Raw genomic sequence first — 25,556 nt, 5'->3', positions numbered from 1 at the left:
CGTCCTCACCGGTCACTTTGGTCAGTGTCTAGATCGACGGGACAGTGTCGTGAATGCGATCGCCCATTGCAATCCGCTGAGTGCGCGGAGTTTCCATCCCACTTCGCCGCTCGTCGCAGCAACGCGGGTGTGGATCCTCGGAATGTCGGCAATATTCTCCACCAGGCGTGGCTGGATCTCGACTCGTTCAACCTTCCACTGGTCGCCGCAGCGTTTTAGGTCGACATCGTAGAATCCCCAACTGGTGTAGGTGTCTTCGGGTAGCAGGCCCACACTGTGAGGCACGACCTGATAGGAGCCCAGGTGGGCAGCGTCGCCGTCAATGACGACCAGTTCGTTAGGGTGGGTGTGTAGCGTTTGGTACCACCCTGTATTCCGCAGCTCCAGTGCCGTGACCCACTCCGCGCGCGATACCGGGTTGCCGTCGAGAGTGGGGTCGCCCCACAGATTGTTCGGCACCAGCATGGTGAACGGATCCGTCACGCACTCGCCGGCAGCTTGCCAGTCCTTGTTATCAATGGCCAGAAAGAACCGGTTGAAGACATCGGTTATGGCCAGCCGGTCAAGCACGTATTGGAGCTTCTCGTCAGTGCTATCGAGCGGTAGAGCTACCTGGTCCAAGAGTCGTTTCATGGAGCTGATCCCCTTCGTCGTGTAACTGAGCATTTGTTTGACCGGGCCTTCGAACAAAGATCTCTTTCGGAGCGGGACCAAGTTTGTGATCACCGGATCCCACTTTGCTCTGCGTTCTCCGACTACGAATCTAGATAGCACTCAACCCAATTGGAAAACTCGCACGCTAGATGCCAGTGGTGCCCAATAATGAGTCGACGGGGCAGGGTGACGGGGAACTCGATTCCCAATTTGGCACTGAACCCCACCTTTTCATCGCGAAACTGGTGTAGCGCGGCACCGATCTCGGTACCCCCCGGAAGCCGACAGCGACCACCGAAGCGAACCGGATATCGATCGTCGACGCCGATGATGAGATCGTCAGTGTCGCCGAACGTGACCATGAAATGACTTGGAAGCGGGGAGCCGCCCGTGGTCTCGATTACGTCTTGGCGACCGTCAGAAAGCCTCGTGATCATGTAGTGATCGGGATTGGCAGCCAGCATCGCAGGCTGGTCGTCGGCGTCGTGGCGTTCCATGAACCAGTCCACAAAGCCCTGCGCCGTCCCTGCATTGACCACCATCTCAACCGAACTGAGCGCCCGACGCCCGCGAGACAGGGCCACTCCTACTTTGCTGACGGCGCCGGTGATCATGAGTTCACGCGAGAGCATTTCGACAACTTGCTCGTGGCGGAGATGCGCTTTGAGCGCGGCCAGCGCTCGACGCTGCTCGACAAGTCCGGCCGGCGCGGGCGGGCATTCCTGCGCGCCCAATATGGCTTCGACGGCGTTCCTGCCCAGATGCCTTTTGTATAGCCGCAATACGACGTCGGCTCGACGCTGTTCCCACGACCGAACCTCGGCGGTGGTAATCGGTCGGCCCTCAGCGTAAAAGCTGACCGGGGATTCGGGTATTTGCTCGGGATCTGGTGGCATGCGCTTCCTTGCTTTCGCTATGTTCGGTGAGCCTGGCGCACAGTCGCTCGACGTAGGTTTCTCAACGGCGGCTGCCGCTCTGGGTACGTACGCTTACCAAAACGGTACAGCGACATACCCGGCAGGGGAAGTGCAATTGCCCCTGAGACCGCTTCCCGAGCGTGCGCCACTATGATTCGACACGACGGAGAGGGGATGTGGAGGTGGTGACAGGTGCCCAAAACCCTCGGCGACGACGCCACCTGGAGGCGATCCAGTGGGATCGCCAACGGATTCTCGACGCCATGGCCGAGTCGATTGCCGCCGTCGGCTACGCCAATACAACTGTTGCCGATGTGGCCCGCCGCGCTCAGACATCGCTACGGACCTTTTACAGGTTCTTCGCCGATCGTGAGGCGGCTTTGGTGGCGCTGATCGCCGCGACAAACGACGACGTGATCGCCCATACCGCCGCTGCAGTGGATCCACATGCCGACTGGCAGACGCAGATCCGACAGGCCGTCACTGCGTGGATCGAGTGTTCGGAGTCGCGGCCGGCGCTCATAGTTAGTTGGATCCGGGACGTGCCGGCCCTCGGCGCCGGCTGCCGCGACCTTCAGGCACAGTCGATGGACGCCTACATCGCGATGATCCAAGCCCTAAGCAGCACAAAGGCACTACACGACGCCGGGATCCGGCCGGTTTCTCGGACACGGGCAATCATCCTGATCGGCGGTATCAATGAACTCACTGCGACGACGGTGGAACACGGCGAGCGCCTCAGCGATCTCACTGAAGACATCATTGATGCAACGATCGCCCTGCTCAACCCCGTCGCAGAGTCGGCCGACTGAGCCGCAACGTCGCCATCTCCCGCCCGCCGCGCAAAAACCCATTTGCCGCCCGTGGATGTGTTCCCGGCAGTCGATGGTGCCGGAAAGACCAGTCGCTCGGCACCGCCTACGGACCCTCGTCAGTTTCTCCAACCGGCCCGACGCTCACTGACTGCGGCTGGAACCCATCACCGTGAGGGTCTACGTCCAATGGTCCTCGCGGCCAAAGGCGGTCGGCAGAGACAGCCTGCACAACTAGGACACGATCGCAGCGTTCTTGTGATGGCTCGTCAACGAGGTTTTGCGCCAGGAGTCGATCCCGGCGACCGACGTCCCACCGTGGAATCAACGGACCCTCCTCAACGGCGGCCCCAAGTCCAGCCCGGGTGCCGCCAGGATCGCCGAGACAACGCCACCACCGGGGACTCTGACAGCCAAGGTACGTCGTGTACGTTTCGGAGGACGGGGAAGCCCGAACCGAGACTGCAAACGTCGTATGGCCATGAGGAACTTCATCGAAATGCGCCACGCGGCGCGGCGAGCGGTTCACAAGGCGGCGCGAAGGATCAGCGCCAACGACGACCTCCTGGGGCGCCGCAGCAACGCTGAGCCGCTCATGGAAGCCCGAGATCTTCCAACGCATGGTCTCGACGATGCCACTTCCATATCCCTCCGGAACCGTTGGCGGCGTTGGTCGCGAAACCGCGAATCGACCTGTTCGTCAGGTCGATTCTTGTCCCGCCGGTCGCGTGACGAGTTCGCACAGATGTGGCGGTTAGATACCGCGGTCAGGGTTGAGAATACCGGTTGGGTCGAACGCTCGTTTGATGCCCAACATCAGTTCGTGTTCGGTGGATCCCACCATTGTCTCAAGGTAGGAATGCTTGAGGACTCCGATGCCGTGCTCGCCACTGATCGAGCCTCCCAGGTTCAAGCAAGCGGAGATCAGGTCGTTGAACGCTCGCTGTGCCCGCGCGACTTCCCTGCTGTTCGCGGCGTCGAAAACGATGGTGGGATGGAGGTTTCCGTCTGCTGCATGTCCGAAGGTGCCGATCAGAACGTCGTGTCGGCGCGAAGTCGACTCGATCGCGGCGAGCATCTCGGGCAGTCTTGGAACCGGTACCGCCACGTCGTCGAGAAGGGTGCTACCGCGCCGTTCGAGAGCTGTCAGCGCAACGCGTCGAGCCTGCATGAAGTCCTCACCCTCGGCAGGGTCGTCTGTGCAGTAGACCTCGGTGGCGCCGGAGCGGGCGCAGGCCGCGGCACTGGCTGCTGCCTCAGCGGCGGCGTCGCGTCCATCACACTGAACCAGTAGAAGCGCACTGCCCTCGGAATGGTCAAGTCCCATCCGGGTCATGTCGTTGACAGCCGAAACGGTGGCGCTGTCCATGAGTTCAACCAGGCATGGTTGCGCCGATTCAGTGATCGCAAGTACCGCGTCGACGGCCTCGCTGGTTTTGGCGAAGTTCGCGACCACAGTGGACGCCGCTGTGGGGGCGACGCGTAGGCGCATCGTCGCTTCAACGATCACTGCCAGAGTCCCTTCCGAACCCACCAGCAATTGCGTCAAGTTCAGTCCCGCGGTGTTCTTGCGAGTGTCCGAACCGGTGTGAATGATCCGGCCGTCCGCGAGAACCGCTTTGATGCGTGCGACGTGGTCCGCAGTCACGCCGTACTTGGCGCAGCACGGTCCGCCGGCGTTCGTCGCCAGGTTGCCGCCGATGCTCGATATTGCGCGGCTACCTGGGTCCGGGACGTACCACAGTCCGACCTCCTTCGCCGCCGCCGCCAAATCTGCGTTCAGAACACCGGGTTGCACCGTCGCGGTCCGTGCTCGCGTATCGATCTCGATGACTGTGTTCATCCGCTCAACGCTGAGAAGAATGCAGCCCTCGACGGCGTTGGCGGCGCCGGTCAATCCGGTACCAGCGCCACGGGTCACCACCGGGGTGCCATGCGAATTCGCGATCTTCAGAGTCAGCCTGACATCGTCGATGGTTCGAGCGCGAACGAGAGCTAGCGGACGACCAGCATCGGTCAACAACGACTGATCGCGACGGTATCCGAGCATTGCATCTTCGTCATGTGTGACCGCATCACCGAGGGCCCGCTGCAGCATCTCGATGACGACGCGCTGCGCGCTAGCGGTCGAAGCGTCGGTTCGCATCTCCGGGGACATCCAGCACCTCCAATATCAACTGTCGCCGCGACCCGGTTCAGAGCGCATTGCAGTTCGGTGTCGTGGCAGCTCCATTGAACCGGTCGGTGATCCAGGCCATGCTGCGCTCGCCATCGACGAAGGCCGGCAACAACGCGTTGACGTTGAGCTTGTTGAAAAGCGGAGGCGCCTCATTGGTCCACAGTTGCACATCGGCACCCTTGGCGCACCAGTCTCGTACCGTCTCGACTGTCGACTGATAAGGCCCGAAGGGATCCCACCGATTCTGCGAGATATAGACGGGCCCTGTCGGTTTCGTGTTGCCAAGGCGTTGCATCCCTAGAATGCTCTTGAATGGATCGTTGCGTACCAGTTTATCGAGATCATCCTTGAACCAAGGTTGCAGGTGCCGAAAGGCGTAGTCGATACCGGTCTGCAGCATGCATTGCCGCCCGGTGTTGGCCAGCATTTCGACGCCTCGTGGGGTCAGCGCATCCCAAATGGGTTGCTCGGTGGCGGGATAGGACGCCTGAATGCCTCGCAGTACCCACCCCATCGCCCCGGCGAGGTAATTCCCATCGATGCTTGGCACCGTGGCAGCCAGATCGGTCGGGGCAGCGTTGGCGTAGGTTCCGACCACCTGCAGTTCGGGTGCATACGTCGAAGCGAGCTCGGCGGCCGACAAGGCTGCGTGTCCGCCGGCGAGCCAGCCCCAGAATGCCACCGGACCAGTGGGATCCAGTGAGGTGGAAGGAACGTGCCTGGCCGCGCGCGCTGCGTCGAGGAGGGCGGATGCCCCGGCTACCCGGTTGACGAACTGGGGTGACATGGGTCCGTGCACACCCATACCGACGCCGTCGGTGATGACGATGGCGAAGCCGCGGGCGAGCAGTGTCGCGATGAAGCCTTCTTCGAGGTTGAACATCACGTCGAATCCGGTGTCCAGCGAGGCGTGGATGCCTTGGTTGAACAGCCGCGATGGCGCGCATTGTTCTCCCATGCCATAGGGTGCGGTGGCGTAAGCCAGGAGGGGACGCGGTCCGCTCCCCGGCCATGGGTTGTCCGGCTCGATGTAGGTACCGGTTACCGCGACCGGATTGCCGCTAGCGTCGGTACTGCGGTACATGATCCGCGTTCCGGTGCCTACGTAGGAACCCAGTTGCCCAGACGGCTCTAGGACTAGGCGTGACGGCTCCGACCGGATCAGGTCGCCAGGCTTGCCGGGGGGAAGCGGATCGGGAGGCGTGTAGAAAGCCTCGTACTGGCTTTCGTCGGCGTGCGCCATCACCGGTGCCCCGAAGCCGAAGAAGATCATTACGCTGAGGACTAATCGGCCGGCGGTACACAGGGACGCGCGGCGGCGGTTGGTAGATTGGCGCGTACTAACTGCTGCAGGTGCGCAGGATCCGGTGAGCATGATTGTGTCATCCTTGACAGTGCTAGTGTGACCGAATCGGTCATGGAGTTGCCCGGTGTCGGATCCGCCAGACCCACCCGCCAGCCTGAACAGGCTCTGCGACGAACCAGCAGCCGCTCGAAGGCACATCCGAGCACACCAGGGGAAAGTTAAACTTTTGTGCGACTGGCTGTTTGGAGTGTGTCGCTCACACCAGTCGACATACATCGGCGCTGAGGTCAGGCCGGAGAACTCGTGGCTGTCTTCGCCAGAAGAGATCAGCCTCGTGCTGGGAAGGTCAATCCTTCAGGGGGTGATCGTCCAAGTGCGGCCCTGTTCAACAACGCCATCGTGATGGAATTCCTCTCAGTGCCACGATATTTGGCGATCGGGTTGTCAGTCAGCAGGTGACGATCGTCTAGTTACGAAAGGCGCTATTTCAGGGACGGGGTCTGGCCATGACGAGGGAATGGATCTGGTTGGCGCCAGCACAGAACTTGGTGAGCAGCGTCCGCAGACGGTCGACGTCACGACCGAGATGAGCGTTTGCGGTCAGCATTGCTCAGCGACTGGTCGCAGCCGGGCAACGGCTAGTCCAGCAAGTCGGGTTGCTGTGCGACGATTCGCTGATACAGCGGCTGGAACTGGAACCATCCTGCGTACTCGAGGCCGACTTGGTCGTATGTGAGCTTCGCTGTGGCGGGGTCTAGCGGCTTGGGATCGCCGGCTGCCATCGCGGTGAGTTGGGCCTGTGCCGAACGTTCCATGGTGATGAACCACCACGCCGCGGAGTCGACAGTCTGGCCGACGGTTAGCAGGCCGTGATTGGAAAGTACGACTGCCTTGTTCTGGCCGAGCGCAGCTCCGATGCGTCTGCCCTCGTCCAGTTCGGCCACGACACCGGTGTAGTCATCGAACACCGCGTGATCGTCATAGAAGGCGCACGAGTCCTGGGTCAACGGGGCAAGGCCGATTCGTAAGCTGGACAACGCTTTTCCGTACAGAGAGTGCGCATGGGCTGCCGCTACTACGTCCGGCCTGGCGGCGTGAACCTGTGAATGTATGACGAATGCCGCGCGGTTGACCGGCTTGTTTCCCTCGACAATCACGCCTTGGTGGTCGACTAATATCAGGTCGCTTGTCTTGATCATGCTGAAGTGCATGCCGAATGGGTTGACCCAGAAGTGGTCGGTCTTCTCCGGGTCTCGGGCGGTGATGTGGCCTGCCACGCCCTCATCGAACCCGCACTGACTGAACAGGCGAAACGCTGCTGCCAGGCGTTGCTTTCGGTGCTGGCGTTCCTCGTCGATCGACGTGAACACCGGTGGTGCCGGTACGTCGATCCCAGGTCGGGTCTGTGCTAGGTCCGACACGAAGTCCTCCTTCTGATTGGTGAGGTGTTTTGTGATGACGAATTACATGCTGACGAGCGTTTTGAACTGTCGCTCGGTTCGTGGAGGCGGCGATTCCCAGTGGGCAACGCAGGGGTATGGGAACCGCCGACTGTCTGGCAGCCAGCCCCGAAGGTGGTTGACCACTATGTATCCGCGGTCGGCGAGGTGTTCGGCAACGGCCGCCCACAGCGCATGCGGGTCGGTGGTCGCATCGATCGATACCACCGCGCCGTCCGCGATCCCCAGTGCCACGACGTCATAGAGCAGACTCGCAACCGAGCGCGCATTGGCGCTCGACCGAATCTGCTCGGCATGCCCGGTCGGTTGTGGAGTACTCGCATCAATTGACAGCAATTTGCAACACGGCCTGCGGGCATACTGGTCGTCAAGCGCTAACGAAATCGATTGTGCCTGACGCAGGTCCGAAGCCGTCAGGACCACCAGCTCCAGTTCCGATGGCTTTGCGCGACGAAGCTGTGTGACATCAGTCGCGACGCCAACGACGAGAGGAACTTCTCTGCGCACGTAATTCATGATCGACCTCTCTCAAACTCAGCCGGACATCTTGGGGTTGCGGTGGCCCTGCCGCGAACGCGGGGTCAACTCGGGCCGGTCAGAGCGCCCAATGGTGGTCCCAGTTGACCCCGCGGACACTTAGCCGCGCAGGCCCATCTTGTCCAGAATTGGCATGATGTCGTCCTGCATGGCGTGCAGCCCCTTTTGCGGGTCAACAAAACAGGTCAGAACGCTTTCGATACCGCCGTCTTGGTTCAGTTCTCGGAGCTTCTCGGCGATGGTCTCTGGCGAGCCGACGAGTTGAGGAGAGGTGAACCCGAGTGGGTAGCCCTCGTAGATCTCTTTTCCTAGGCCCGCGTATGGATCGTTGTTCAAGGAATCCTCGTCGTTGTCCTTGAAGAGTTCCATGCCCTTGAGCTGCCTGGCGTATCCGAGCATCGCCTCTCGATCGATCTCTGCACGAAGCTCCTCGAACTTTTCCGCCGCGAGCTCGTCGGTGGCTTCCGGCAGCACCCAGCACATGGTGGCCGCGCGAATGGACCGGCCAAACGATGCGGCCAGCGAGTGGGCGCGGTCGACCTTCGCCCGGTATTCGTCAATTGAGTAGCCGATTGTGAAGAGCCAGTCGACGTTTCGGGCACCGAATAGCACTCCCTTATCCGACATGCCTGCGTTCATGAGCACCGGTCGCGGTGAGCGGGTCGGGCCGGGCTTTACGACGGCGCCGTACGACTGGTAGAACTTTCCCTCGAAGTCGAACGGTTCAGGTTCGGTCCACAGGTGCTTGAGAAGGACTGTGAATTCCTCGGCCATGTCGTAGGCGAGGTCGTGATCGATGTGTTCCATCCCGAACGCCGCCATTTCCTGGGCTTGGTAGCCGGTGACGATGTTCAGGCCCCACCGCCCGTTGGAGATGTGGTCGATGGAGGCGCCGATCTTGGCGATGTGTAGCGGATGGAACCGGAAAGTGATGTGACAAGTGGAGAACACTCCCATGTTCTCGGTGATGGGAGCGGTTGCTGCCGCTGTAGTCAGAAAGTCCAGCGACGCTCCGTTGAAGTCGGTGTCACCGCCGGAACCGATCCACCGGGCGAACGGGACCTGGTAGTCGTACCCGATGCGCTCGGCGTGCTCGATGAGGTGCCGCGAGTTGGACCATTTCCAATAATCACGCTCCCGGTCGTTGTTTCGTAGCGTCGCTTTGGACATGGTCATCCCGCCGCGGATGTTCCATGCGAAGAACCCGAGCTCCAGGGCTTTACCGCGACGAGTATCGGGCTGTCCCCCTGGATCGCTCGGGACGCCGTCCGGGATTATCAGCTTTCGTGCCATCGAAATCTCCTGCTGCAGTTGGATCTGTGTCTAGTCAAGAAGCCTGCGCCAAGGCAGCAGCTGCCGCGTTCGCCATTTGCTCGTCCTGGTCGGGCATTCCCCCGCTAACACCGATGGCGCCGATCAAACGGCCTTCGACCATAATCGGCACTCCACCGGAGATCGGGCAGATCCTGTCGATGCCGAACAGCCCGAGCTCGAACTCCTTGCTCGCGCTGGTTACCCCAAGCCAAGCGCTAGTCGGTAGCTGCGTGGCCACGCTCGAGTAAGCCTTGTCCTGTGCCACCTGGATTCCCGAGAGGAGGGAACCGTCCATACGCAAGAACGCCTTAAGCGTGCCGCTCTCGTCCAGAATCGCGATCGAGGCCGCGAGCCCCAGCTTCGCGGCTTCTGCGGCAGCTGCATCGAGTGCCAGCTTGGCCGCATCGGCGCTGATGCTGAGTTTGGTGACGCTGACGGTACTCATGTGGATCTCCTTGTTTCGATATTCGGTGTGATTGACAGTTGTGAGTTCAGGGGTGAGCCGACCACAGATCAGGGCACCAGCACAGCGCGGCCGACAACCGAGCCGTTCATCAGTGCTTCGAGCGCTGCGGCAGTATCGGCCAGCTTGAAAGTAGTGTGCAGAGACCGAAGACCGGTGCGCTGCAATCGGATCAGTTCCTGCAGTTCGGTGTAGTCGCCGACCAGATTCGTCAGGATGGTGATCTCCTTGAGGACGGCACTGAGCGCATCAACCGTCAGGGAGGGGCCACCACCGACTAGCGACACTGTGCCGCCTTTACGGACGAAATGCAAAGGTGTCACCGACCCGGAACCACCACTGGCGCAATCCATCACGGCATCGACACCACCGTTGGTCAGTTCTAGGACCGACTCCAGGATCGTGTCGGTGCTGCCATGGAAACTGGTGTCCGCACCAAGCTCCTCGCCGAGACGGGCACGCGCACTGTCGGTATCGAGCGCAATCACGGTGCATGAGGTCATTGCCCGCAACAATTGAACAGCGAAATGCCCGACGCCCCCTACCCCGATTACCGCGACGACCCCTGTGGGATCAACATGAGGAAGCAGCCGTTTGACGGCGTGGTAAGCAGTGAGGCCGGCATCGGAATAGCCGGCCATCTCCACCAGGTCCGCATGCGCCGCAAGCCGGACAACGGCACGTTCACTGGTGCGCACGAACTCGGCGAACCCGCCCCAGGTTCGTGCATCCACGCCGGGGAATCTGCTATTGCTGCAGTACATATCACGGCCGGCCCGACAGCCGTCACAGCGCCCACAGGTGATCAGTGGATGAAGCAGAACGGGATCACCGACAGCAACAGTCGAGACCTCCGAGCCGACCGCCTCAACCCAGCCAGTGGTCTCGTGGCCGGCGACGTAGGGAAAGACCGGCTTGCCGTAGGCCGCAACGAGGCCGCCTGACATTGTTTCGAGATCTGTCCGACAGACGCCCGCAGCTGCGACCTTCACGATGACGTCGGTACTGCTCTGTAATCGTGGGTCATCGACCTCACGTACCTCCATGCGGCCGAACTCTGGAATTACCGCGGCGATCATCTTCTCTCCTCTTCGCTGAGTCACTGATCGGCGCACACTCTGCAGTGACCGATAGCGGTGGACCGGCACCGCAACCCGAGCAGTGAAATCCACACAGTGATCATCGTGTGATGCACATCGCATTAGCAAGACCAAGACGATATGGTTTGCCTATCGTTCAATATCCACTGAGTATGATTGGGGTAAAAGCGATGGAGATCAGGCATCTTCGGTACTTTCTCGCGGTTGCAGAGCACCTCCATTACGGGCGGGCCGCAAAATCGCTGAACATGGCGCAGCCTCCGTTGAGCCAGCAGATTCGACGACTCGAAAGCATGCTGCAACTGGAGTTGTTCGAACGATCGAGCAGGCGGGTCGCACTCACGGAAGAGGGCCGCTTCCTGCTCGAAGCCGCTCGCGAAGTGATCGGCCAGGCCGACCACTTCGAACACCTCGCCACAGCGCTCCGACTTGGCACGGCAGGCCAATTGCGAATCGGATTCGCGGCAACCGCGATGAACTGGGGACTGGGGGCAAAACTCCGCGAGTTCCGGACGGCATATCCAGCCGCGCAGGTGGTTGCACACCAGATGTCGGTCGCCGACCAGGCAGTAGCCCTCCAGGACGACCGACTCGACCTCGCATTCACCGTCGGTGGGCTCAACTACGACAACCTTGAGGTACTCGACCTGACCGAAGAACCACTGCGTGCGATCATTCCCACCGACCATGCGCTGGCCGGCCAGACGTCCGTCCGGCTCGCGGATCTGGCCGGCGAGACCTTTTTGAGCTATCGGTTCGACGACCATCTGGAGGACATCGTCGCCGCCGCCTGCTACGGCGCAGGGTTCACGCCCCGAATCTCCTATCAAGGCGCCCAGAGCCACACACTGCTCCACATGGTGGCAGCGGGATTTGGCCTGGGACTCCTACCTGCGTGCGATGCGAAAATGGGTGCTGACGGCGTGGCGTTCGTCGACCTCGAACCGCCGGTTCCCACGGTGCGCATATCGGTGGTGCGGCATTGGCGTCGGCTCACCCCGCTGGGGGCCCGCATGCTTGAACTTCTCGGGCGCGGCGGGTCGGCGGGTGCAATGGTATCCGACGATTGATGACGATTGATATTGATCCCGTCTCATACAATCGCAGACTCATATCGATGAGCTCTTGTTTGTGGTCGCAAGCACAGTGATCCTGGTTTCAGCAGAAAGGGAGCATGCTGTGGACCACTTCGACTACGTAGTGATCGGGGCCGGATCCGCCGGTTGTGTGATCGCTGGGCGGCTGTCCGAGGATGAGCGGCGGACAGTCCTCGTCCTCGAAGCGGGACCGATGGACAACGATCCGAGAATCGCCGACCCCGTTCGCTGGATGGAGCTGGCCGGCTCGGTCATGGACTGGGGTTATCTCACCGAACCGCAGAAGCACGCTGCCGGACGGCAGATCTACTGGCCGCGCGGACGTGTCGTCGGCGGGAGTAGTTCCGTCAACGCCATGGTTCACCTGCGCGGCTGTCCCGGAGACTACGACCTATGGGCCGAACAGGGCTGCACCGGGTGGGACTACGCGTCGGTACTGCCGAGCTTCAAGGCCTACGAAGACTTCGACGGTGGGGACCCTGCGTATCACCGCGCAGGCGGAGCGCTGATGCTGTCGATGCCCGAACACGTCCACCCGCTGTCCCAGTCTGCGCTCTCGGCCGCCCTGGGAATGGGACATCCGGAAAACACAGACTTCAACAGCGAGAACGTATTCGGAGTCGGCTGGAATCCACTTACCGTGCATGGTGGACGTCGCCAAAGCTCCGCATCGGCGTTTCTCACTCCCGCGCTCGGTCGCCGCAATCTGTCACTGAGAACTGGCGTGCTCGTGACCAAGCTCCTGGCCGATTTCGACCGAATCACGGCCGTGGAGTACGTCGAGGACGGCACCACACGTACGGTTCGGGTCGGGAGCGAGGTGGTGTTATGCGCCGGCGCTATCGAGACCCCAAAGTTGTTGTTACTCTCCGGTATCGGTCCTCCGAAAGATCTGTCCGATCTCGGCATCCCAGTTACGGCGGATGCCCCGGGAGTCGGTGCGAACCTGCACGATCATCCCGGAGTTGGTATCACGTTCTCCGCGAAGCAGCCGGTCCTGCCCGGTGTCAATCAGCACAGCGAACTTGGGATGTTCGCAAACATCAACGGGACCGGTGATCGACCACAAGTGCAGTTCGGTGTCGTGCTCGTACCGCACGTTGCACCCGGAATGGACGCTCCACCTAGCGGATTCACCTTCTATCCATCCTGGACTACCCCCGAGAGCCGCGGTTCGTTGCGACTGCGTTCGACCATGCCCACAGACCATCCGATGATCGACCCCCACTACCTCGAAGCACAGTCGGATCTGGACGGATTGGTGGGGGCCATCGAAATGTCCCGGGAATGGGCGCACGCGCCCGAGATGGCGGAATGGACGGAACGCGAAGTGCTTCCGGGTCCCGGCACACGCGACAAACGGGACCTATGCGACTACGTGCGACGCGCAGTCGGAACCTGGTTTCATCCAGTGGGCACATGCCGGATGGGTTCAGATCCTGATTCGGTTGTCGATCCGAAGCTCAAACTCAGAAACTTCGACAACGTCCGGATCGCTGATGCTTCGGTAATCCCCACCGTGCCGCTGGCGAACACCAATGCGCCGACCCTGATGATCGCCCACCGCGCTGCAGACTTCATGCTCCGGACTTGATCCGACGACAATTCAGCGGCAGGCGTGCCTAACGTATCTCGCCACTCCCATTGCAGTGCAACAACTCCCGAAAGGACTGACGTGACTGCGCTAGTCATCGCTCGCATCCGAGTGACCGACACCGAGAAGTACGAGGCCTACAAACCGCTATCGAAGATGGCCATCGAGCAGTTTGGTGGGCGCTATCTAGTTCGCGGTGCGGAGCCGATCACTCTGGAAGGGGAATCCGAGGACGTGCGCCTGGTCATCGTGGAGTTCGATTCGGTTGAGGCGGCCGTAGGTTTCTACGACTCAGCTGAATATCGTCGCGCGCGCGAAGCCCGCAACGGAGCCGCCGACACGGTCATCGAAGTCCTACAAGGCGTCTAGTTAAGCCAAGCCAACAACGACCATTATTGGAGATAGCAATGACACAATCGAGTTTCGACTGCACCGGAGTCATCCCTGCGTGCCTACTTCCACTACATCAAGATCTCAGTCTGGACGTTGTGAGCTATCGTAAGCACCTCAACGATATCGCCGCGGTTCGCGGGGTTTCGGCAATCACGGTCAACGGCCATGCTTCCGAAGTGTCGTCGTGTACGTTCGACGAACAACAGCAGTTGCTGGAAGTTGCATGCGACCAGGTCGGCGACCGTATGCCCGTCGTCGCGGGAGTCTACGCCGACGGGACTGCCGAGGCTGTACGTCTGGCACGCATGGCCGACAGAGGTGGGGCCTCAGCCCTACTGGTGTTCCCCCCCAACGTGTTTGCGATGGGAAGCCGGCCGGAGATGGTTCTCGCACATTTCTCAGCGATTGCCGATGCAACGTCATTGCCGCTGATCATCTTCCAGTTCCCTGTACAGGAGTCCATGTCGTACAGCCACGACGTTCTGGCCACGCTAATCGAATCCGTCCCCACCATCAGGGCGATGAAGGATGGCTCCGGTGACCCCGTGCGCAGCGAAATGGCAGTGCGCGACTACCAGTCCGACACCTTCAGTGTGCTGTCCACCCACAGCGCCTGGCTCCTGCAATCACTCGTAGTAGGTTGCAAGGGCCTGCTTTCTGGTGCAGGTAGCACCGTCGCAGCAATGCAGGTCGAGTTGTTCGAGGCGGTCCAGAATCACGACCTCAAGACTGCTCAGGCCGCCGCCGAACGCCTCTACAGCACGACCAAAGCCTTTTACCGCAGACCGAGCGTCGACATGCACACCCGAATGAAAGCAGCACAGGTCCTACTCGGCCGGTTGCCGTCGGCCGCGGTACGGCCTCCGCTGCAACAGCTACCTGCAGATGAGATCGCACTCATTGGTGACCTCATGAAGGCTGCAGGCGTCGTCGACTGAACCAGTTCATCGCCCACCCTAAGGCTGGGCTGGGAGCGCCAGTCGGTGGCACCCATTCACAGCATTTCATTCCGACGAGGAGACCGATGAGCTTCACCAGCCCATTCGCTGAGATCGATATTCCGGACGTCACTGTCTACGAATTTCTATTCGGCAACGTCGATCCGGACCACATGGCCCGAACGGCGCTGGTGGATGGAGCTTCCGGATCAACGATGTCCTACGGTGAACTTTTGGCCGCCATCGACGGTGTCGCCGGCGCCCTCCTCGCCCGCGGCTTGTCGGTGGGCGATGTCGTCGCCCTTCACGCGCCGAATATGCCTGCGTTCGCTGCAGTCTTCCATGGCATACTCCGCGCCGGAGGCGTGGCCACCGCTATCAACGTGTTGTATACAGCGGACGAAATCGCCAGGCAACTTACTGATTCCTCTGCGCGGTTTCTGTTCACGTGTTCGTCGTCGTTGCGCCAGGCGGCAGCAGCAGCAGCGCAGGCAGGGATTCCCCGCGAGAACATAGTCGTGCTCGACGGGCATGCCGAAGGCTTCACCTCGGTCCAGAGCATGATCGAGGAAGACAGGCCCGTCCCGGAGATTTCAGTCGACCCCGAACAACACCTCGCAGTTCTCCCCTACTCCTCGGGAACCACCGGACATCCCAAGGGAGTCATGCTCACACATCGCAATCTCGTTGCCAACTTGTGTCAAATTAGTGCGCCGATGGGGATGCGGTCGGAAGACAAGATACTGGCGGTCCTGCCCTTCTTCCATATTTACGGCATGACCGTGCTGCTCAATGCAGCGCTTCATAAACGGGCGTCCCTGGTAACGATGCCCAGGTTCGAACTCGGTCAATTCCTCCAGGTCGTCTCCACGTATCGGTGCACGTACGTATTCATCGCCCCGCCTGTCGCGATCGCGCTGGCGAAGGATCCGTCGGTTGACGAGTTCGATCTCTCGTCGGTGCACTCGATCCTGTCCGGCGCCGCACCGCTAGACAGAGAACTGGGACAGGCTGTCGCGAGCCGACTCGGTTGCCAGGTTCGTCAGGGTTACGGGATGTCGGAGATGAGTCCTGTCAGTCACGTCATTCCCCTTGATCGCACAGATATTCCACTCAACTCCGTCGGGCTCACAGTCGCGAACATGCAATGCAAGCTCATCGACCCGGCCTCCGGCCTCGAGATCGAGCAGCCATCGGACGGGGTGAGCGCACCCGGGGAGCTCTGGTGTTCAGGACCAAACATCATGCTCGGCTACCTCAACAATGACCACGCCACTGCAGAGACCATCGATTCCGACGGATTTCTGCACACCGGAGACATAGCCACGGTCGATTCCGAAGGCGTGGTGACAGTCGTCGACCGCATGAAAGAACTGATCAAATACAAGGGATACCAGGTCCCGCCTGCAGAACTCGAAGCGCTCCTCCTGACGCATCCCGATATCGCCGATACGGCGGTAATTGGCGTGCTCGACAACGAGGGCGAGGAAGTGCCCATAGCATTTGTCGTCACACAACCGGAAGCAAACATCGATGAGGACTCCATCATCGCCTATGTGGCAGAGCGCGTTGCACCGCACAAGAAGATCCGCTACGTCGAGTTCATCGACACAATCCCCAAGTCGGCGGCCGGCAAAACCCTCCGCAAAGAGCTTCGGGCTGCGTCCGTGACCGCTCGTTGAGGCCGCGTCGACGTCAATGCGGTGCCGCAACCCAGATCCATCAAGCGGAGAACTCCGCGAATTTCTCAACGCAAGACGCTCCACTTCGCTCGCCGACTGAGTTCAGCCAGTCGAATCTGCGCGCACTGGCTCAGCATGCAGGGCAGCCGCAGCCTCCGTGTCATATGTTCTGAGGGCGATGGCCAGCTCCACTCCCCCGCCCGGCACTCCCCGAGCTACGCACAGTGATCATCGCGCGGGTGCGGCGTCTCCCGACCAGGACTGCAGAAGCGCGAGCTCGCAATTTCGGCAGCACTTTGCACGAGGCGCTGTCGACGCTTGTGTTCGCAGAAGCCGTTCCGCAGCGACGTCCACGGCAGGCCGATTTCCGCGATGCTCTCCTCGGTGGTGCTGTGATCTGCGGCGGCGAAGGCGGAATTCATCGCACTCTGCGATCGATGCCGTCGTTTGGTGTGGAAGGCACCGAAACTCATCGTTTTCACGCGCCCCGGGCGAAGAGACCTTCGGTAGTGATCGCAATCCATGTAGCGATGAGTTCGTCGGCCGTCCTGTCGTCACGGGGTTGCCGGTCGGGTCGCCAGTTCAGCGCCAGAATGCCGTTCATCGCAGCCCACAGCGCTGTTGCGGCCACGGCAGGGTCGAGGTGTGAGTTGATGCTGCCGTCGGCAATACCTTCGGCCAATGCCTCGGCGAGTTTGGTGTTCTGTTCCTCGACGAGGCGAGCCACCCGGTCGAATGCGTTGCGCTCGCGGGGTGGGTTGATGAGTAGTCGGAACTGGTCCGGCCGTTCGAGCGCGAATCGCGTGTAGGCCTCGGCTGCCCGCATGATCCTCTCCACCGGTGAACCGGCGGCCGCATAGGCGGCATCCATGTACTGGCGGTTCTGCTCGAGCGCCCGCTCGGCGACAGCGATCAGCACGGCTGAGCGGCCACCGATCCGGTTGTAGATCGTCTGTACCGCGACGTCTGCGCGGTCAGCGACCGCTTCCAGGGTCAGTGCGTCGGCACCGCATTCGAGCACCACCCCCTCGGCGGCGTCGACGATCGCACGGCAGGTGGCGGCCGCGCGCCGCGCCGTCCGACTCAACCCGTCTGCAGGCATCCCAGCACGGTACCCCCTGCCTGTAGCTATTTCTATGATTGGACCTGGTTCCATTTCTGTAATCTATTCCATACAGTTGAGGCCGGATGGTTACGATCACCCCCCGGCCGGCCTTAGTTACGGAGATCACGATGAATAGATCCGACATCACCTTCATGTCTGACGCGACGAGGTGCGCAGGCTGGTTCTATCGGGCGGATGCGGACCGACCGGCACCATGCATCGTGATGGCGCACGGCCTGGCCGGCGTGAAGGAAATGCGGCTGGACGCCTACGCGGACCGGTTCGCGGAGCAGGGCTACCACGTCCTGGTGTTTGACTACCGACACTTCGGAGTCAGCGGAGGGTCGCCGCGCCAACTGCTCGACATCGGTAGACAGCACGCCGACTGGACGGCCGCGGTCGCATACGCCCGGTCCCGGCAGGAAGTGGATCCGTCGCGAATCGTGTTGTGGGGATCGTCGTTGTCTGGCGGGCACGTCATGGCTATGGCCGAACCGTTAGGTGTGGCCGCGGTCATCGCGCAGATTCCCCATGCCGACGGGTTCGCCTCCGTGCGGGCCCTGGGGCCTGCACAAGCCGTAAAGTTGACCGGCCACGGGGTCTACGACGCGGTGCGCGCCTTGATGCGACTGTCCCCGCACTATGTCGACGCCTCCGGTGAGCCCGGCTCGCCGGCCTTGATGACCGCGCCTGAGGCGCGAGGATACCGGCGCCTGGTCCCCGCTGGCCAAGCCTTCGACGAACGGGTCGCCGCACGCTTCGCGTTGGCGGTTGGTCTCTACTCGCCGGGTCGAAAGTTGCGCAGTCTGGAAGTCCCGATCCTGGTGCAAGTGGCAACCAAGGATCAGACCACCCCACCCGCCGCTGCGGTCAAAGCGGCCAAGCGCGCACGAAGAAGCGTACTGAAGTCTTACGACATCGGACATTTCGAACCCTACGTCGCTCCCGCATTCGACTCCGTCATCGGCGATCAGATCCAGTTCCTGCAAAAAGCGCTCGGCCGGGAGACCTCGTCCCCAAACTCCCGCACCGTCGTCATCACCGGCGCCGGCGCCGGTATCGGGCGAGCAGCCGCGCGTCGATTCGCCGAGCGCGGCTGGACGGTCTGCGCCACCGACGTCAACGGCAGCGCGCTGCAATCCCTGCGCGAAGAGCTGGGTGACCATCACACCTACGCCAGGATGGACGTCACCGACAAAGCTGAGGTCGGCCGTGTTCTCGCCGACTTCGCTGTCCAGCACGGCGGCACCTTCAACCTGCTGCTCAACAACGCCGGCATTGCCTTCCTTGGGGACTTCGACGAGTTGATCCTCGAACAGCACGAGCTGGTCACCAGCGTGAACATCAACGGAGTACTCAACTGCACCCACCTCGCCTTCCCGTATCTATCGAAGGCACGAGAGGCCAAAGTCATTAACATGTGTTCGCTGTCCAGCGAGTACGGCCTCCCCAGTGAAGCCGTCTATTCAGCCAGCAAGTTTTGGGTACGCGGCTTCACCGAGGCGATGAACATCGAATGGGAGCAGCACGGGATCCACGTGTGCGACATCATGCCCAATTTCGTCGCGACCCCGATGATGGACATCCCGCACACTGAATTGGTGAAGTCAGTCGGCGTTAAACTCACCGCCGACGAAATCGCCAACACCATCGTGCAGGCCGCAAGCGACCGCCGCCGAGTCCACTGGACAGTCGACACCATCACGGGCACGATCCTGCGAGCAGTCAACAACAACTGTCCGGCCCCGATCCGGCGACGCCTCATCAAGCGACTCGCCGGCTACTAACCCCGAGCACCACATCGAGAGGCTGGTCGCACCGACCGCCTCGAAACCCCCGGCAGTCTCTATGCATCGAGTTTTCATCCGCCACGGCCAACCCGCGGAGTTACGCGCACCTGTCGGCTTTTCTGCCATCGCTTCCTTTGTGCCGTCCGTCGAAGAGGTTTCCTCCCAGTCAAACCGCCTCTTTGGTGACCATCGGTCACTAAAGGGGCGGCGAACGCCGGTTCGGTAGGGCCTCGGGACATGACGAGCCCTTCAGTCGCTCCGCGGCAACGCGGTCGGCCGGCGCAGATCAGTCGCGACCGCATCCTCAAGGCGGTCTCTTCGGCGGCGAATCTCGACACGCTGACGATGCGGGAACTGGCCGGCATCCTCAACGTCAGCCATGGTGCGCTGTATCGGTGGGTCAAGAATCGCGACGAACTCTTCGACCTGGTCAGCGAGTGACTCATCGAGCCGATCTTGTCCATCGACGACCCGGAGGATGGCGCGTTGCGGCTTCGGCTGACGCGGATCGGATGGGGCATGCATGATGAGTTCCTCGCCCTACCCGGTTACGCCACCCATTTGTCGCGGCCCCATCCCCGCACTCCGTCGACCGCCTTCGGCATGTCCTCGTCGCGGCATCCGTGACGGCGGGGCCAGCCGCGATCTGGCCGGGCACAGTTATCACATCTTCACGACCGCGATTGTCAGTTGGCTTGCCTTGCAGGAGAACTCCGCTACGTCTCGGCCCCGCGACGCCGCGATTCGAGTTGTTCCTCGACGTCTTGCTGCGAGGGCTCCGGCACGTGAGCCGGGAGCCCTCGCAGGTGAACGGCTCGGCCTACTTGGACTCGATGCGTCCCAGAGGGTCGCTGGTCGCGGCCAGGGCGCGACGGGTGGTTGGCCACGCCTCCACGTCGAGGCCCAGCGCAGTACGCAGGTAGGCCAGGGTTACCCGTTGGACCAGCGCGACGCGCTCGGGGCTGTCGTCGGTGGTCCGGGTGTCGTTAGAGCCATGGATGCCGCCGAGCCCATGTTCGGCGCCGAACAGCGTGATTAGATCGGTGGCCCCTGGGCTGACGCGGTAGCCGTCGGTGAACCAGTCCGGACCACGGGTGGTGAGCGGCGACTGGTCATGATCACCGGCGACCATCAGGCTCGGCGCCTTCAGCTCGGCGAAGTCCGGATTCATGAACGGAAAGCGCTGGGCTGCCATCGGGCTCAGATCGGCGCCACCGGTCCCGGGCAGACAGAGCAGCACCGCCGCACTGACCCGCGCGTCGGCCATGATGTCACCAGGCATGCCGTCGGTGTCGCAGACCCGCGCCCCGACGAGGGTGCTAGCGGTTTGTGCGCCCCACGAGTGCCCGGCGACGGCGATGCGACTGCGGTCGATGCGCCCCGCCAGCCCCGGCACGCCGGCTTCGACCGCATCGAGCTGGTCGAGGATGCCAATCAGGTCCTCGGTCCGGATACGCCAGATCAGCGGAGTCCGCGGGTCGCCGGGGGCCAGGCCCTGGGAATCGAGGTGGGTGGGCTGGATGACGACCAAACCGTGGGCGGCCCAAAACTCGACCAGCGGTGCGTAATCGTCCATCGTCAAGGTCATGCCGTGCGAGAAGAGCACCACGGGAAGATTCTGACCCGTCATCGGCGCGCTCACCCGCACCTGCAGGTCCGAACCCCGGCCCGGGGCTGCCAATCCGAGTGGTTTGACGGAGATGACGGGTGCGGCCGGTTCCACGGTTGCGGTGTCACTCATGAGATCCCTTTCCAGGTGGGGTGTTGGAGTACAGCGCACCGATCTGGCAGGATGCACAAATGATCCGGAACGCAGCTCCATATCAATATATGGAGCGCTGCTCCGTTTTGCAAGCATGAGGAGGCACGTCCGCGTGATGACGGCAGACACACCGTCGCCCTCAAGCGGTGGCCGGCGGAAGCGATCAGACGCCCGCCGAAACCAGCAAACACTCCTGGACGCCGCAGCGGCCGTGTTCGTCCGTGCGGGGGTGGACGTCCCCGTGCGTGAGATTGCCGCCGAGGCTGGCGTCGGTATGGGCACCATCTACCGGCACTTCCCCACCCGGGCCGACTTGGTGGTGGCGGTCTTTCGGCATCAGCTCGACGCGCTCGCCGAGGAAACGGGCGTCGCAGCAGCCGGTACGCCGTATGACGCCCTGCGGTCATGGGTTGCCCGGTTCGCCGATTTCCTCGTCACCAAACATGGCTTGGCCGAAGCACTTCAGTCCGACCAGGCCGGTTTCGAGAGCCTGCACGTCGAGTTCGTCGAACGCCTCCTGCCCGTTCTCGACGAGCTGCTGCAGGCGTCGGCCGCTGCCGGCCATACCCGCGCGGACGTGCGGGCGTATGACCTGATGCTCGGCGTCGGCAACCTGTGCATCGGCGTCGAGACATTTCCCGGCTACCGCGCCCGGGACATGATCGAATTGCTCCTGGCAGGCCTTGCGCAACCCGACCCGCGAAGCTGACAGGCACACACCCGAGACGGGCCTGCCTCCTACCCTTCCCCGCGCACATTTAATGGGGTTCAGTCCGGCACGGGGTCAAGTCCAGGGACGTGGTGTACGGCCGAGGTGACCTCCTTTGCTGTCGATGAGACCGCGACTGGCATCGAGTAACCCAAAGCCCCAGCGGATTAGCTCGCGCCGATGACATACTAATTAGCCCGCCTAAACTTCTTGCCGTGCTTTACTTCGCTAGTTCTTTTCCGAGGATGCGTCCAATGGCAGCGGATTCGATGTCGGCCTGTCTCATGAGCCCCCAGCTAACGAGGCTGGCTCCCTCCAGCAGGCTGAGGATCTCCAAGGCCTTCTGCCGCGCGTCTCGGGTTGCTGGGATTTCACCGTTCGCGACCCCGCCCGCAATGGTCTTCTCGATCCATTGCAGGTGGGTCTCGAAGTACTTGGCTGTCAGGGCCTGCATACTGTCGGGCAGAATCGTCATTTCCGCGGCAAGTGCCCCACACAGCGGGAGCGTCTCCGCCGATCTGGATTCCTTGAACATCTCCGCGAATGCCGCGAGGCGAGCCAAGGCACCGGGCCAGTCGGCTTCGATCGCCTCGAGTTGTGCTGCCAGCTCAGCGATATACGTCTCTACGACTGAGACGCCCAGGTCCTCTTTCGTCGGAAAATGGTAGTGGATGCTCGCTTTTCGTATCCCGATCCGCTTCTCCAAGTCGGCATAGCTGAATGCCGAGTATCCCCTGGCGCGAATCAAATGCTCCGCCGACTCTATAAGCGATGTTCGGGTATCAACAGGCATGCCCACTACGTCCTTTCGATGCGACGCGGACTCTGCTGGGCGCCCCATTTTGCTGGTCAACAGATGTTAGCGGCTCGAGTCCGAGTTCACGACAACGACTTCAGGGACCATTCGAATGGCCCTGGAGAAGTTTGCGAAGTTTGGGGACGTGCGCATGACCGCCTGATGGATCTCCTCGATCTGCTCGTCCGTACCGTCGGCGTCGATACTGACCTTGTAGTGAACCTCGTCGTAGCCGGGGTTGATATCGGCGTCGAGACCCAGGAACCCACGGAGGTCCAACTCGCCGGTGGTCTCGATGCCCAAAGACCGTACGGTAACGCCCATCGTGGCGGCGACAGCAGCGTACCCGACCGACATGCACGCGTTCAGGGCTGCCATGAGCAGTTCCTGTGGGTTCGGCGCAGTGTTGTTGCCGAGAAGCTCGGGGGGCTCGTCGGCTTCAATGGTGAAGTACCGGTCGTACGTTTCACCCATCAGGTCAAAAGACTTGACCGTGGCGACGCTACGCGTCTGGCCTTTCCATTCGGTACGCACGGAAAACCTTGCGCGCGCATTCTCGGGGTCTTGTTGCACCTTCTCGGCGAATTGCTGAAAACCTGCGACGTCAATGCCGTTGATTGGTTCGTTCATGGTCGTCCTCCAAGTTGAAGTGTTGATTTCCGTTGAGTGCTCGGTGCTGCGGTACTGGAGCGTGTGATGATCACAACGACTGGTATGCCTCGAGCGCGCGCGACGAGTGGACGTAAGCGGCGCCGGCGTTGAGAGCGATTGCCGTACCCAGTGCTGCCGCAACTTCAGTTTCACTGGCGCCCGCCTTCTTCGCCGCACCTGCGTGTGCGGTGATACAGCCATCGCACCGGGTGGTGACGGCCACGGCCAACGAAATCAGCTCATGCGTCTTGGCGTCGAGAACATCGCCTTCTCGCGGGGCGAGTTCCAAGTCGTGAAAGGCTTTTGCCACTGCTGGATTCGCTTTCCTGAACAGCCCGGTGCTCTTCACCAATGCCTTCAGTCGGTCTTGCCATTCACCTACCATCAGATCTCCTATCTACGATTGTGTTGTTGCAGGCTATTTGGCGAGCATCCGTCCGGCCATCATTCCGCCGTCGACATCCCACACGGCCCCCGTCACCCAAGAAGTCTTGTCCGACAACAGAAATACGATGGCCTCCGCCACGTCTCCGGGTGTTCCATTCCGACCGAGCGGATGCATGCTGTTGAACTCCTGCAGTGCGCTGTCCAATTCTTCGCCGGGGATGAATCGTTCGAAGATCTTGGTTTCGACGATCGCGGGCGCGACCGCGTTGACCCGGATACCGTGTTCCGCGAGTTCCATTGCCACATGCTTGGTCATGGCCTCCAGCCCGATCTTGGCCATCGAATACGCCGACGCCGGCACCGTGTCGATGGCCTGTTTGGCCGCCGTGGCAGTGATGCTCACAATTGAGCCGGGCTTCTTTCGGCCTACCAGCGAGGCGGCGACCGCCCGGGTAATGAAGAAGACGGAGCGGTTGATACTCAGGAATGCATCGTAGTCGGCCGTCGTGTGCTCAAGAAATGACACGGGGTAATAGATGCCGGCCGAATTCACCAGCATGTCGACATCGCCGTGCTCATTCTCGATCTTCTGAATCAGGGGTTCGACGGTGTCGAATAACGACAAGTCGGCCGTGAACGCGAATGCCTTGCTCTCGCCCGCGATGGCCGCCAACTCCTGGCGTGCGGCCTCTGCCTTTTCCGGGCGGTTGCCCACGACGACGACTGCACCACCCTGCGCCGCAACCATTCGGGCGGTCTCCAGGCCGATGCCGCTGGTACCTCCGATCACCAAGAGCTTCCGACCTTCAAACTGTCCAGTACTCACCGCTGCCACCTTCCCTACCTATTAGATGGTAGGTAGGTTATCCGGATAAGACCGGGGCGTCAAGGGTGGCCGCTCAAACGGGGACTTTCACCCCCTGAGCTGACGCGATCCCGGGCGCATGCCACGCCCGCCGGACGAGCCAGTGGCCGGAAGCCGCAATCACTTCGACTTCGGCGGTTCTCGCGGTGACGCCGAAAGACAGAGGCTGCAAAGTCCTTCGTCGGTGCACGTTTCAGCTTCGAGGGTGCTGAAAGGCAGGCAATGGTCGCCGATTGGTGGTGCCTCGTGCTACCGGGGTGTCCTCGGCAAGTCGCGCAGCGTGGACAGTCAGCCCACCTGAGTCGGCGCATAACCTTCCGGTCGGTGCAGGCTGGCGACCACACAGGCGCGCTGCAGCGACGATGGAGTCGAACAGAGCCTTGTTCGTGGGCGGCGGCGTCAGCGTCGCGTTCCAGGCGCCACTGCAGGGATCGAGCGCCGGGACCCATCTCGAACTATTGACCTGTCAACATGCTCAGCGATATAAAGTTGGCCGCTCTACTCCAGAAGGGCCGGTACGGCGATCCGGCCGTCATGTCAGCCGACCGAGTGCTGGAGATGTCTACCATCGACGGCGCGGAGGCCATCGGCATGGCACACCGGATCGACTCGCTGAAGGCGGGCAAACGTGCCGACATCACCCTAATTGATGTGACGAATACCGGCGTACATTGATGTCTCGATAGCCGCGCCGACGGAACAGTCGAAATGCTCGCCGACGAAGCGATCGAACTCGTGGTCACCGGACCCGCGGACGTCCTGGCCTTCGGCACCGCGGCTCCAGTCATCGAGGAGTTGTTCGCCGCCACCACGCGAACCACCTTCAGAGGCCGAGCACTGGCCATGCCGAGCACTGGGCCATACTGCGATCTACCGAGCAACCCGGACAGGTCGTAATCCAACATCCCTGGGGCAGGTCCGACTCCCACTCAAAACGCAGGTTGGTTCCGGCTGACCAAGTCAGGTTCGTTGGTCAGCAGCTACCCACATCGCGTGGCGAAGAGTGAGCCGCTTGCGCAGCCGTAGCCACGTGGCTAGCCTTGGC

26 protein-coding genes and 1 pseudogene are annotated in these 25,556 nt (G+C 61.7%); 11 read left to right on the top strand and 16 right to left on the bottom strand.

The window, feature by feature from the left end:
- Positions 1-21 precede the first annotated feature (21 nt).
- On the bottom strand, positions 22-633 hold the full coding sequence (locus tag ACKY0X_RS11140; protein ID WP_409429441.1) for a nuclear transport factor 2 family protein: 612 nt from the start codon (positions 631-633) through the stop codon (positions 22-24).
- A gap of 122 nt (positions 634-755) precedes the next feature.
- Positions 756-1,550 (bottom strand): hypothetical protein, encoded by a 795-nt coding sequence (locus ACKY0X_RS11135; RefSeq protein ID WP_409429440.1) that lies wholly within the window; start codon positions 1,548-1,550, stop codon positions 756-758.
- A gap of 197 nt (positions 1,551-1,747) precedes the next feature.
- Here ACKY0X_RS11135 and ACKY0X_RS11130 point away from each other — a divergent pair, with 197 nt between their 5' ends.
- Positions 1,748-2,383 (top strand): TetR/AcrR family transcriptional regulator, encoded by a 636-nt coding sequence (locus ACKY0X_RS11130; protein WP_409429439.1) that lies wholly within the window; start codon positions 1,748-1,750, stop codon positions 2,381-2,383.
- Positions 2,384-3,137: 754 nt separating this feature from the next.
- On the opposite strand, the gene ACKY0X_RS11125 is transcribed toward ACKY0X_RS11130, so the two are convergent.
- The 7 genes from ACKY0X_RS11125 to ACKY0X_RS11095 form a co-directional block, all read right to left on the bottom strand.
- Positions 3,138-4,481: an FAD-binding oxidoreductase gene (locus ACKY0X_RS11125; RefSeq protein WP_409429589.1), complete on the bottom strand. Its 1,344-nt coding sequence runs from the start codon at positions 4,479-4,481 to the stop codon at positions 3,138-3,140.
- Between the two features lie 97 nt (positions 4,482-4,578).
- Positions 4,579-5,835, bottom strand: a complete 1,257-nt coding sequence (locus ACKY0X_RS11120; RefSeq protein ID WP_409429438.1) for a lipase family protein — start codon at positions 5,833-5,835, stop codon at positions 4,579-4,581.
- Positions 5,836-6,506: 671 nt separating this feature from the next.
- Positions 6,507-7,289, bottom strand: coding sequence for a class II aldolase/adducin family protein (locus tag ACKY0X_RS11115; protein WP_409429437.1), 783 nt, complete (start codon positions 7,287-7,289; stop codon positions 6,507-6,509).
- 42 nt (positions 7,290-7,331) lie between these two features.
- Positions 7,332-7,844 carry a hypothetical protein gene (locus ACKY0X_RS11110; protein WP_409429436.1) on the bottom strand — a complete coding sequence of 171 codons (513 nt, stop codon included), beginning with the start codon at positions 7,842-7,844 and terminating at the stop codon, positions 7,332-7,334.
- Positions 7,845-7,964: 120 nt separating this feature from the next.
- Positions 7,965-9,158, bottom strand: coding sequence for an LLM class flavin-dependent oxidoreductase (locus tag ACKY0X_RS11105; protein ID WP_409429435.1), 1,194 nt, complete (start codon positions 9,156-9,158; stop codon positions 7,965-7,967).
- 34 nt (positions 9,159-9,192) lie between these two features.
- Complete coding sequence (locus ACKY0X_RS11100; RefSeq protein ID WP_079628397.1) at positions 9,193-9,624, bottom strand: heme-binding protein; 432 nt, start codon at positions 9,622-9,624, stop codon at positions 9,193-9,195.
- Positions 9,625-9,692: 68 nt separating this feature from the next.
- Positions 9,693-10,721: an NAD(P)-dependent alcohol dehydrogenase gene (locus ACKY0X_RS11095; protein ID WP_409429434.1), complete on the bottom strand. Its 1,029-nt coding sequence runs from the start codon at positions 10,719-10,721 to the stop codon at positions 9,693-9,695.
- Between the two features lie 191 nt (positions 10,722-10,912).
- On the opposite strand from ACKY0X_RS11095, the gene ACKY0X_RS11090 reads away from it, so the two are divergent.
- The 5 genes from ACKY0X_RS11090 (at position 10,913) to ACKY0X_RS11070 (ending at position 16,446) form a co-directional block, all read left to right on the top strand.
- The gene (locus tag ACKY0X_RS11090) at positions 10,913-11,812 is read left to right on the top strand and encodes a LysR substrate-binding domain-containing protein (protein ID WP_079628395.1); all 900 of its coding nucleotides are present in this window, start codon (positions 10,913-10,915) and stop codon (positions 11,810-11,812) included.
- 109 nt (positions 11,813-11,921) lie between these two features.
- On the top strand, positions 11,922-13,433 hold the full coding sequence (locus tag ACKY0X_RS11085; protein ID WP_301122521.1) for a GMC family oxidoreductase: 1,512 nt from the start codon (positions 11,922-11,924) through the stop codon (positions 13,431-13,433).
- A 24-nt stretch (positions 13,434-13,457) separates the two neighbouring features.
- Positions 13,458-13,802: a DUF1330 domain-containing protein gene (locus tag ACKY0X_RS11080; RefSeq protein ID WP_356948482.1), complete on the top strand. Its 345-nt coding sequence runs from the start codon at positions 13,458-13,460 to the stop codon at positions 13,800-13,802.
- 38 nt (positions 13,803-13,840) lie between these two features.
- Entirely contained in the window at positions 13,841-14,764 is a 924-nt protein-coding gene (locus tag ACKY0X_RS11075; protein WP_079628393.1) for a dihydrodipicolinate synthase family protein, read from the top strand.
- 86 nt (positions 14,765-14,850) lie between these two features.
- Positions 14,851-16,446, top strand: coding sequence for an AMP-binding protein (locus ACKY0X_RS11070; protein WP_301122522.1), 1,596 nt, complete (start codon positions 14,851-14,853; stop codon positions 16,444-16,446).
- Positions 16,447-16,661: 215 nt separating this feature from the next.
- Here ACKY0X_RS11070 and ACKY0X_RS11065 read toward each other — a convergent pair whose 3' ends face one another.
- Both ACKY0X_RS11065 and ACKY0X_RS11060 read right to left on the bottom strand, forming a co-directional pair.
- Entirely contained in the window at positions 16,662-16,919 is a 258-nt protein-coding gene (locus tag ACKY0X_RS11065) for a hypothetical protein (RefSeq protein WP_221883420.1), read from the bottom strand.
- Between the two features lie 5 nt (positions 16,920-16,924).
- The gene (locus ACKY0X_RS11060) at positions 16,925-17,548 is read right to left on the bottom strand and encodes a TetR/AcrR family transcriptional regulator (RefSeq protein ID WP_079628239.1); all 624 of its coding nucleotides are present in this window, start codon (positions 17,546-17,548) and stop codon (positions 16,925-16,927) included.
- Between the two features lie 86 nt (positions 17,549-17,634).
- On the opposite strand from ACKY0X_RS11060, the gene ACKY0X_RS11055 reads away from it, so the two are divergent.
- Positions 17,635-19,338 carry an SDR family oxidoreductase gene (locus ACKY0X_RS11055; protein ID WP_409429433.1) on the top strand — a complete coding sequence of 568 codons (1,704 nt, stop codon included), beginning with the start codon at positions 17,635-17,637 and terminating at the stop codon, positions 19,336-19,338.
- 240 nt (positions 19,339-19,578) lie between these two features.
- Positions 19,579-19,782 carry a TetR/AcrR family transcriptional regulator gene (locus ACKY0X_RS11050; RefSeq protein ID WP_221883421.1) on the top strand — a complete coding sequence of 68 codons (204 nt, stop codon included), beginning with the start codon at positions 19,579-19,581 and terminating at the stop codon, positions 19,780-19,782.
- A 379-nt stretch (positions 19,783-20,161) separates the two neighbouring features.
- Here the strand turns inward: ACKY0X_RS11050 and ACKY0X_RS11045 are convergent, their stop codons facing one another.
- The gene (locus ACKY0X_RS11045; protein ID WP_221883422.1) at positions 20,162-21,082 is read right to left on the bottom strand and encodes an alpha/beta hydrolase family protein; all 921 of its coding nucleotides are present in this window, start codon (positions 21,080-21,082) and stop codon (positions 20,162-20,164) included.
- A gap of 115 nt (positions 21,083-21,197) precedes the next feature.
- Here ACKY0X_RS11045 and ACKY0X_RS11040 point away from each other — a divergent pair, with 115 nt between their 5' ends.
- The gene (locus tag ACKY0X_RS11040) at positions 21,198-21,812 is read left to right on the top strand and encodes a helix-turn-helix domain-containing protein (protein WP_356948481.1); all 615 of its coding nucleotides are present in this window, start codon (positions 21,198-21,200) and stop codon (positions 21,810-21,812) included.
- A 220-nt stretch (positions 21,813-22,032) separates the two neighbouring features.
- Here the strand turns inward: ACKY0X_RS11040 and ACKY0X_RS11035 are convergent, their stop codons facing one another.
- The 4 genes from ACKY0X_RS11035 to ACKY0X_RS11020 form a co-directional block, all read right to left on the bottom strand.
- A complete protein-coding gene (locus ACKY0X_RS11035) occupies positions 22,033-22,605 on the bottom strand; it encodes a TetR/AcrR family transcriptional regulator (protein ID WP_079628242.1) in 573 nt (190 codons plus the stop codon).
- 66 nt (positions 22,606-22,671) lie between these two features.
- Complete coding sequence (locus tag ACKY0X_RS11030; protein WP_079628243.1) at positions 22,672-23,238, bottom strand: OsmC family protein; 567 nt, start codon at positions 23,236-23,238, stop codon at positions 22,672-22,674.
- A gap of 70 nt (positions 23,239-23,308) precedes the next feature.
- Entirely contained in the window at positions 23,309-23,644 is a 336-nt protein-coding gene (locus ACKY0X_RS11025) for a carboxymuconolactone decarboxylase family protein (RefSeq protein WP_301122563.1), read from the bottom strand.
- A gap of 33 nt (positions 23,645-23,677) precedes the next feature.
- Positions 23,678-24,472, bottom strand: coding sequence for an SDR family NAD(P)-dependent oxidoreductase (locus ACKY0X_RS11020; RefSeq protein ID WP_409429432.1), 795 nt, complete (start codon positions 24,470-24,472; stop codon positions 23,678-23,680).
- 510 nt (positions 24,473-24,982) lie between these two features.
- On the opposite strand from ACKY0X_RS11020, the gene ACKY0X_RS11015 reads away from it, so the two are divergent.
- Together ACKY0X_RS11015 and ACKY0X_RS11010 are read left to right on the top strand one after the other, a co-directional pair.
- The gene (locus ACKY0X_RS11015; protein ID WP_079628245.1) at positions 24,983-25,186 is read left to right on the top strand and encodes an amidohydrolase family protein; all 204 of its coding nucleotides are present in this window, start codon (positions 24,983-24,985) and stop codon (positions 25,184-25,186) included.
- Positions 25,187-25,213: 27 nt separating this feature from the next.
- Positions 25,214-25,408: pseudogene (locus ACKY0X_RS11010) on the top strand (hypothetical protein); the annotation flags it as partial.
- Positions 25,409-25,556 lie beyond the last annotated feature (148 nt).

Origin of the sequence: Mycobacterium sp. SMC-11, from assembly GCF_046250095.1 — a bacterium.
Lineage (GTDB): Bacteria > Actinomycetota > Actinomycetes > Mycobacteriales > Mycobacteriaceae > Mycobacterium > Mycobacterium heraklionense_A.
The sequence above is the reverse complement of the archived record's forward strand: the minus strand, read 5'-3'. Positions and strand labels throughout refer to the sequence as shown.

What these genes read in the sequence shown, in the direction of transcription:
- ACKY0X_RS11140 (WP_409429441.1), bottom strand. Translation starts at nt 633, where the DNA reads ATGAAACGACTCTTGGACCAGGTAGCTCTACCGCTCGATAGCACTGAC.
- ACKY0X_RS11135 (WP_409429440.1), bottom strand. Translation starts at nt 1,550, where the DNA reads ATGCCACCAGATCCCGAGCAAATACCCGAATCCCCGGTCAGCTTTTAC.
- ACKY0X_RS11125 (WP_409429589.1), bottom strand. Translation starts at nt 4,481, where the DNA reads ATGCTGCAGCGGGCCCTCGGTGATGCGGTCACACATGACGAAGATGCA.
- ACKY0X_RS11120 (WP_409429438.1), bottom strand. Translation starts at nt 5,835, where the DNA reads ATGATCTTCTTCGGCTTCGGGGCACCGGTGATGGCGCACGCCGACGAA.
- ACKY0X_RS11110 (WP_409429436.1), bottom strand. Translation starts at nt 7,844, where the DNA reads ATGAATTACGTGCGCAGAGAAGTTCCTCTCGTCGTTGGCGTCGCGACT.
- ACKY0X_RS11105 (WP_409429435.1), bottom strand. Translation starts at nt 9,158, where the DNA reads ATGGCACGAAAGCTGATAATCCCGGACGGCGTCCCGAGCGATCCAGGG.
- ACKY0X_RS11100 (WP_079628397.1), bottom strand. Translation starts at nt 9,624, where the DNA reads ATGAGTACCGTCAGCGTCACCAAACTCAGCATCAGCGCCGATGCGGCC.
- ACKY0X_RS11095 (WP_409429434.1), bottom strand. Translation starts at nt 10,721, where the DNA reads ATGATCGCCGCGGTAATTCCAGAGTTCGGCCGCATGGAGGTACGTGAG.
- ACKY0X_RS11090 (WP_079628395.1), top strand. Translation starts at nt 10,913, where the DNA reads ATGGAGATCAGGCATCTTCGGTACTTTCTCGCGGTTGCAGAGCACCTC.
- ACKY0X_RS11075 (WP_079628393.1), top strand. Translation starts at nt 13,841, where the DNA reads ATGACACAATCGAGTTTCGACTGCACCGGAGTCATCCCTGCGTGCCTA.
- ACKY0X_RS11070 (WP_301122522.1), top strand. Translation starts at nt 14,851, where the DNA reads ATGAGCTTCACCAGCCCATTCGCTGAGATCGATATTCCGGACGTCACT.
- ACKY0X_RS11065 (WP_221883420.1), bottom strand. Translation starts at nt 16,919, where the DNA reads ATGAGTTTCGGTGCCTTCCACACCAAACGACGGCATCGATCGCAGAGT.
- ACKY0X_RS11060 (WP_079628239.1), bottom strand. Translation starts at nt 17,548, where the DNA reads ATGCCTGCAGACGGGTTGAGTCGGACGGCGCGGCGCGCGGCCGCCACC.
- ACKY0X_RS11055 (WP_409429433.1), top strand. Translation starts at nt 17,635, where the DNA reads ATGGTTACGATCACCCCCCGGCCGGCCTTAGTTACGGAGATCACGATG.
- ACKY0X_RS11050 (WP_221883421.1), top strand. Translation starts at nt 19,579, where the DNA reads ATGACGAGCCCTTCAGTCGCTCCGCGGCAACGCGGTCGGCCGGCGCAG.
- ACKY0X_RS11045 (WP_221883422.1), bottom strand. Translation starts at nt 21,082, where the DNA reads ATGAGTGACACCGCAACCGTGGAACCGGCCGCACCCGTCATCTCCGTC.
- ACKY0X_RS11040 (WP_356948481.1), top strand. Translation starts at nt 21,198, where the DNA reads ATGAGGAGGCACGTCCGCGTGATGACGGCAGACACACCGTCGCCCTCA.
- ACKY0X_RS11035 (WP_079628242.1), bottom strand. Translation starts at nt 22,605, where the DNA reads ATGCCTGTTGATACCCGAACATCGCTTATAGAGTCGGCGGAGCATTTG.
- ACKY0X_RS11030 (WP_079628243.1), bottom strand. Translation starts at nt 23,238, where the DNA reads ATGAACGAACCAATCAACGGCATTGACGTCGCAGGTTTTCAGCAATTC.
- ACKY0X_RS11025 (WP_301122563.1), bottom strand. Translation starts at nt 23,644, where the DNA reads ATGGTAGGTGAATGGCAAGACCGACTGAAGGCATTGGTGAAGAGCACC.
- ACKY0X_RS11015 (WP_079628245.1), top strand. Translation starts at nt 24,983, where the DNA reads ATGCTCAGCGATATAAAGTTGGCCGCTCTACTCCAGAAGGGCCGGTAC.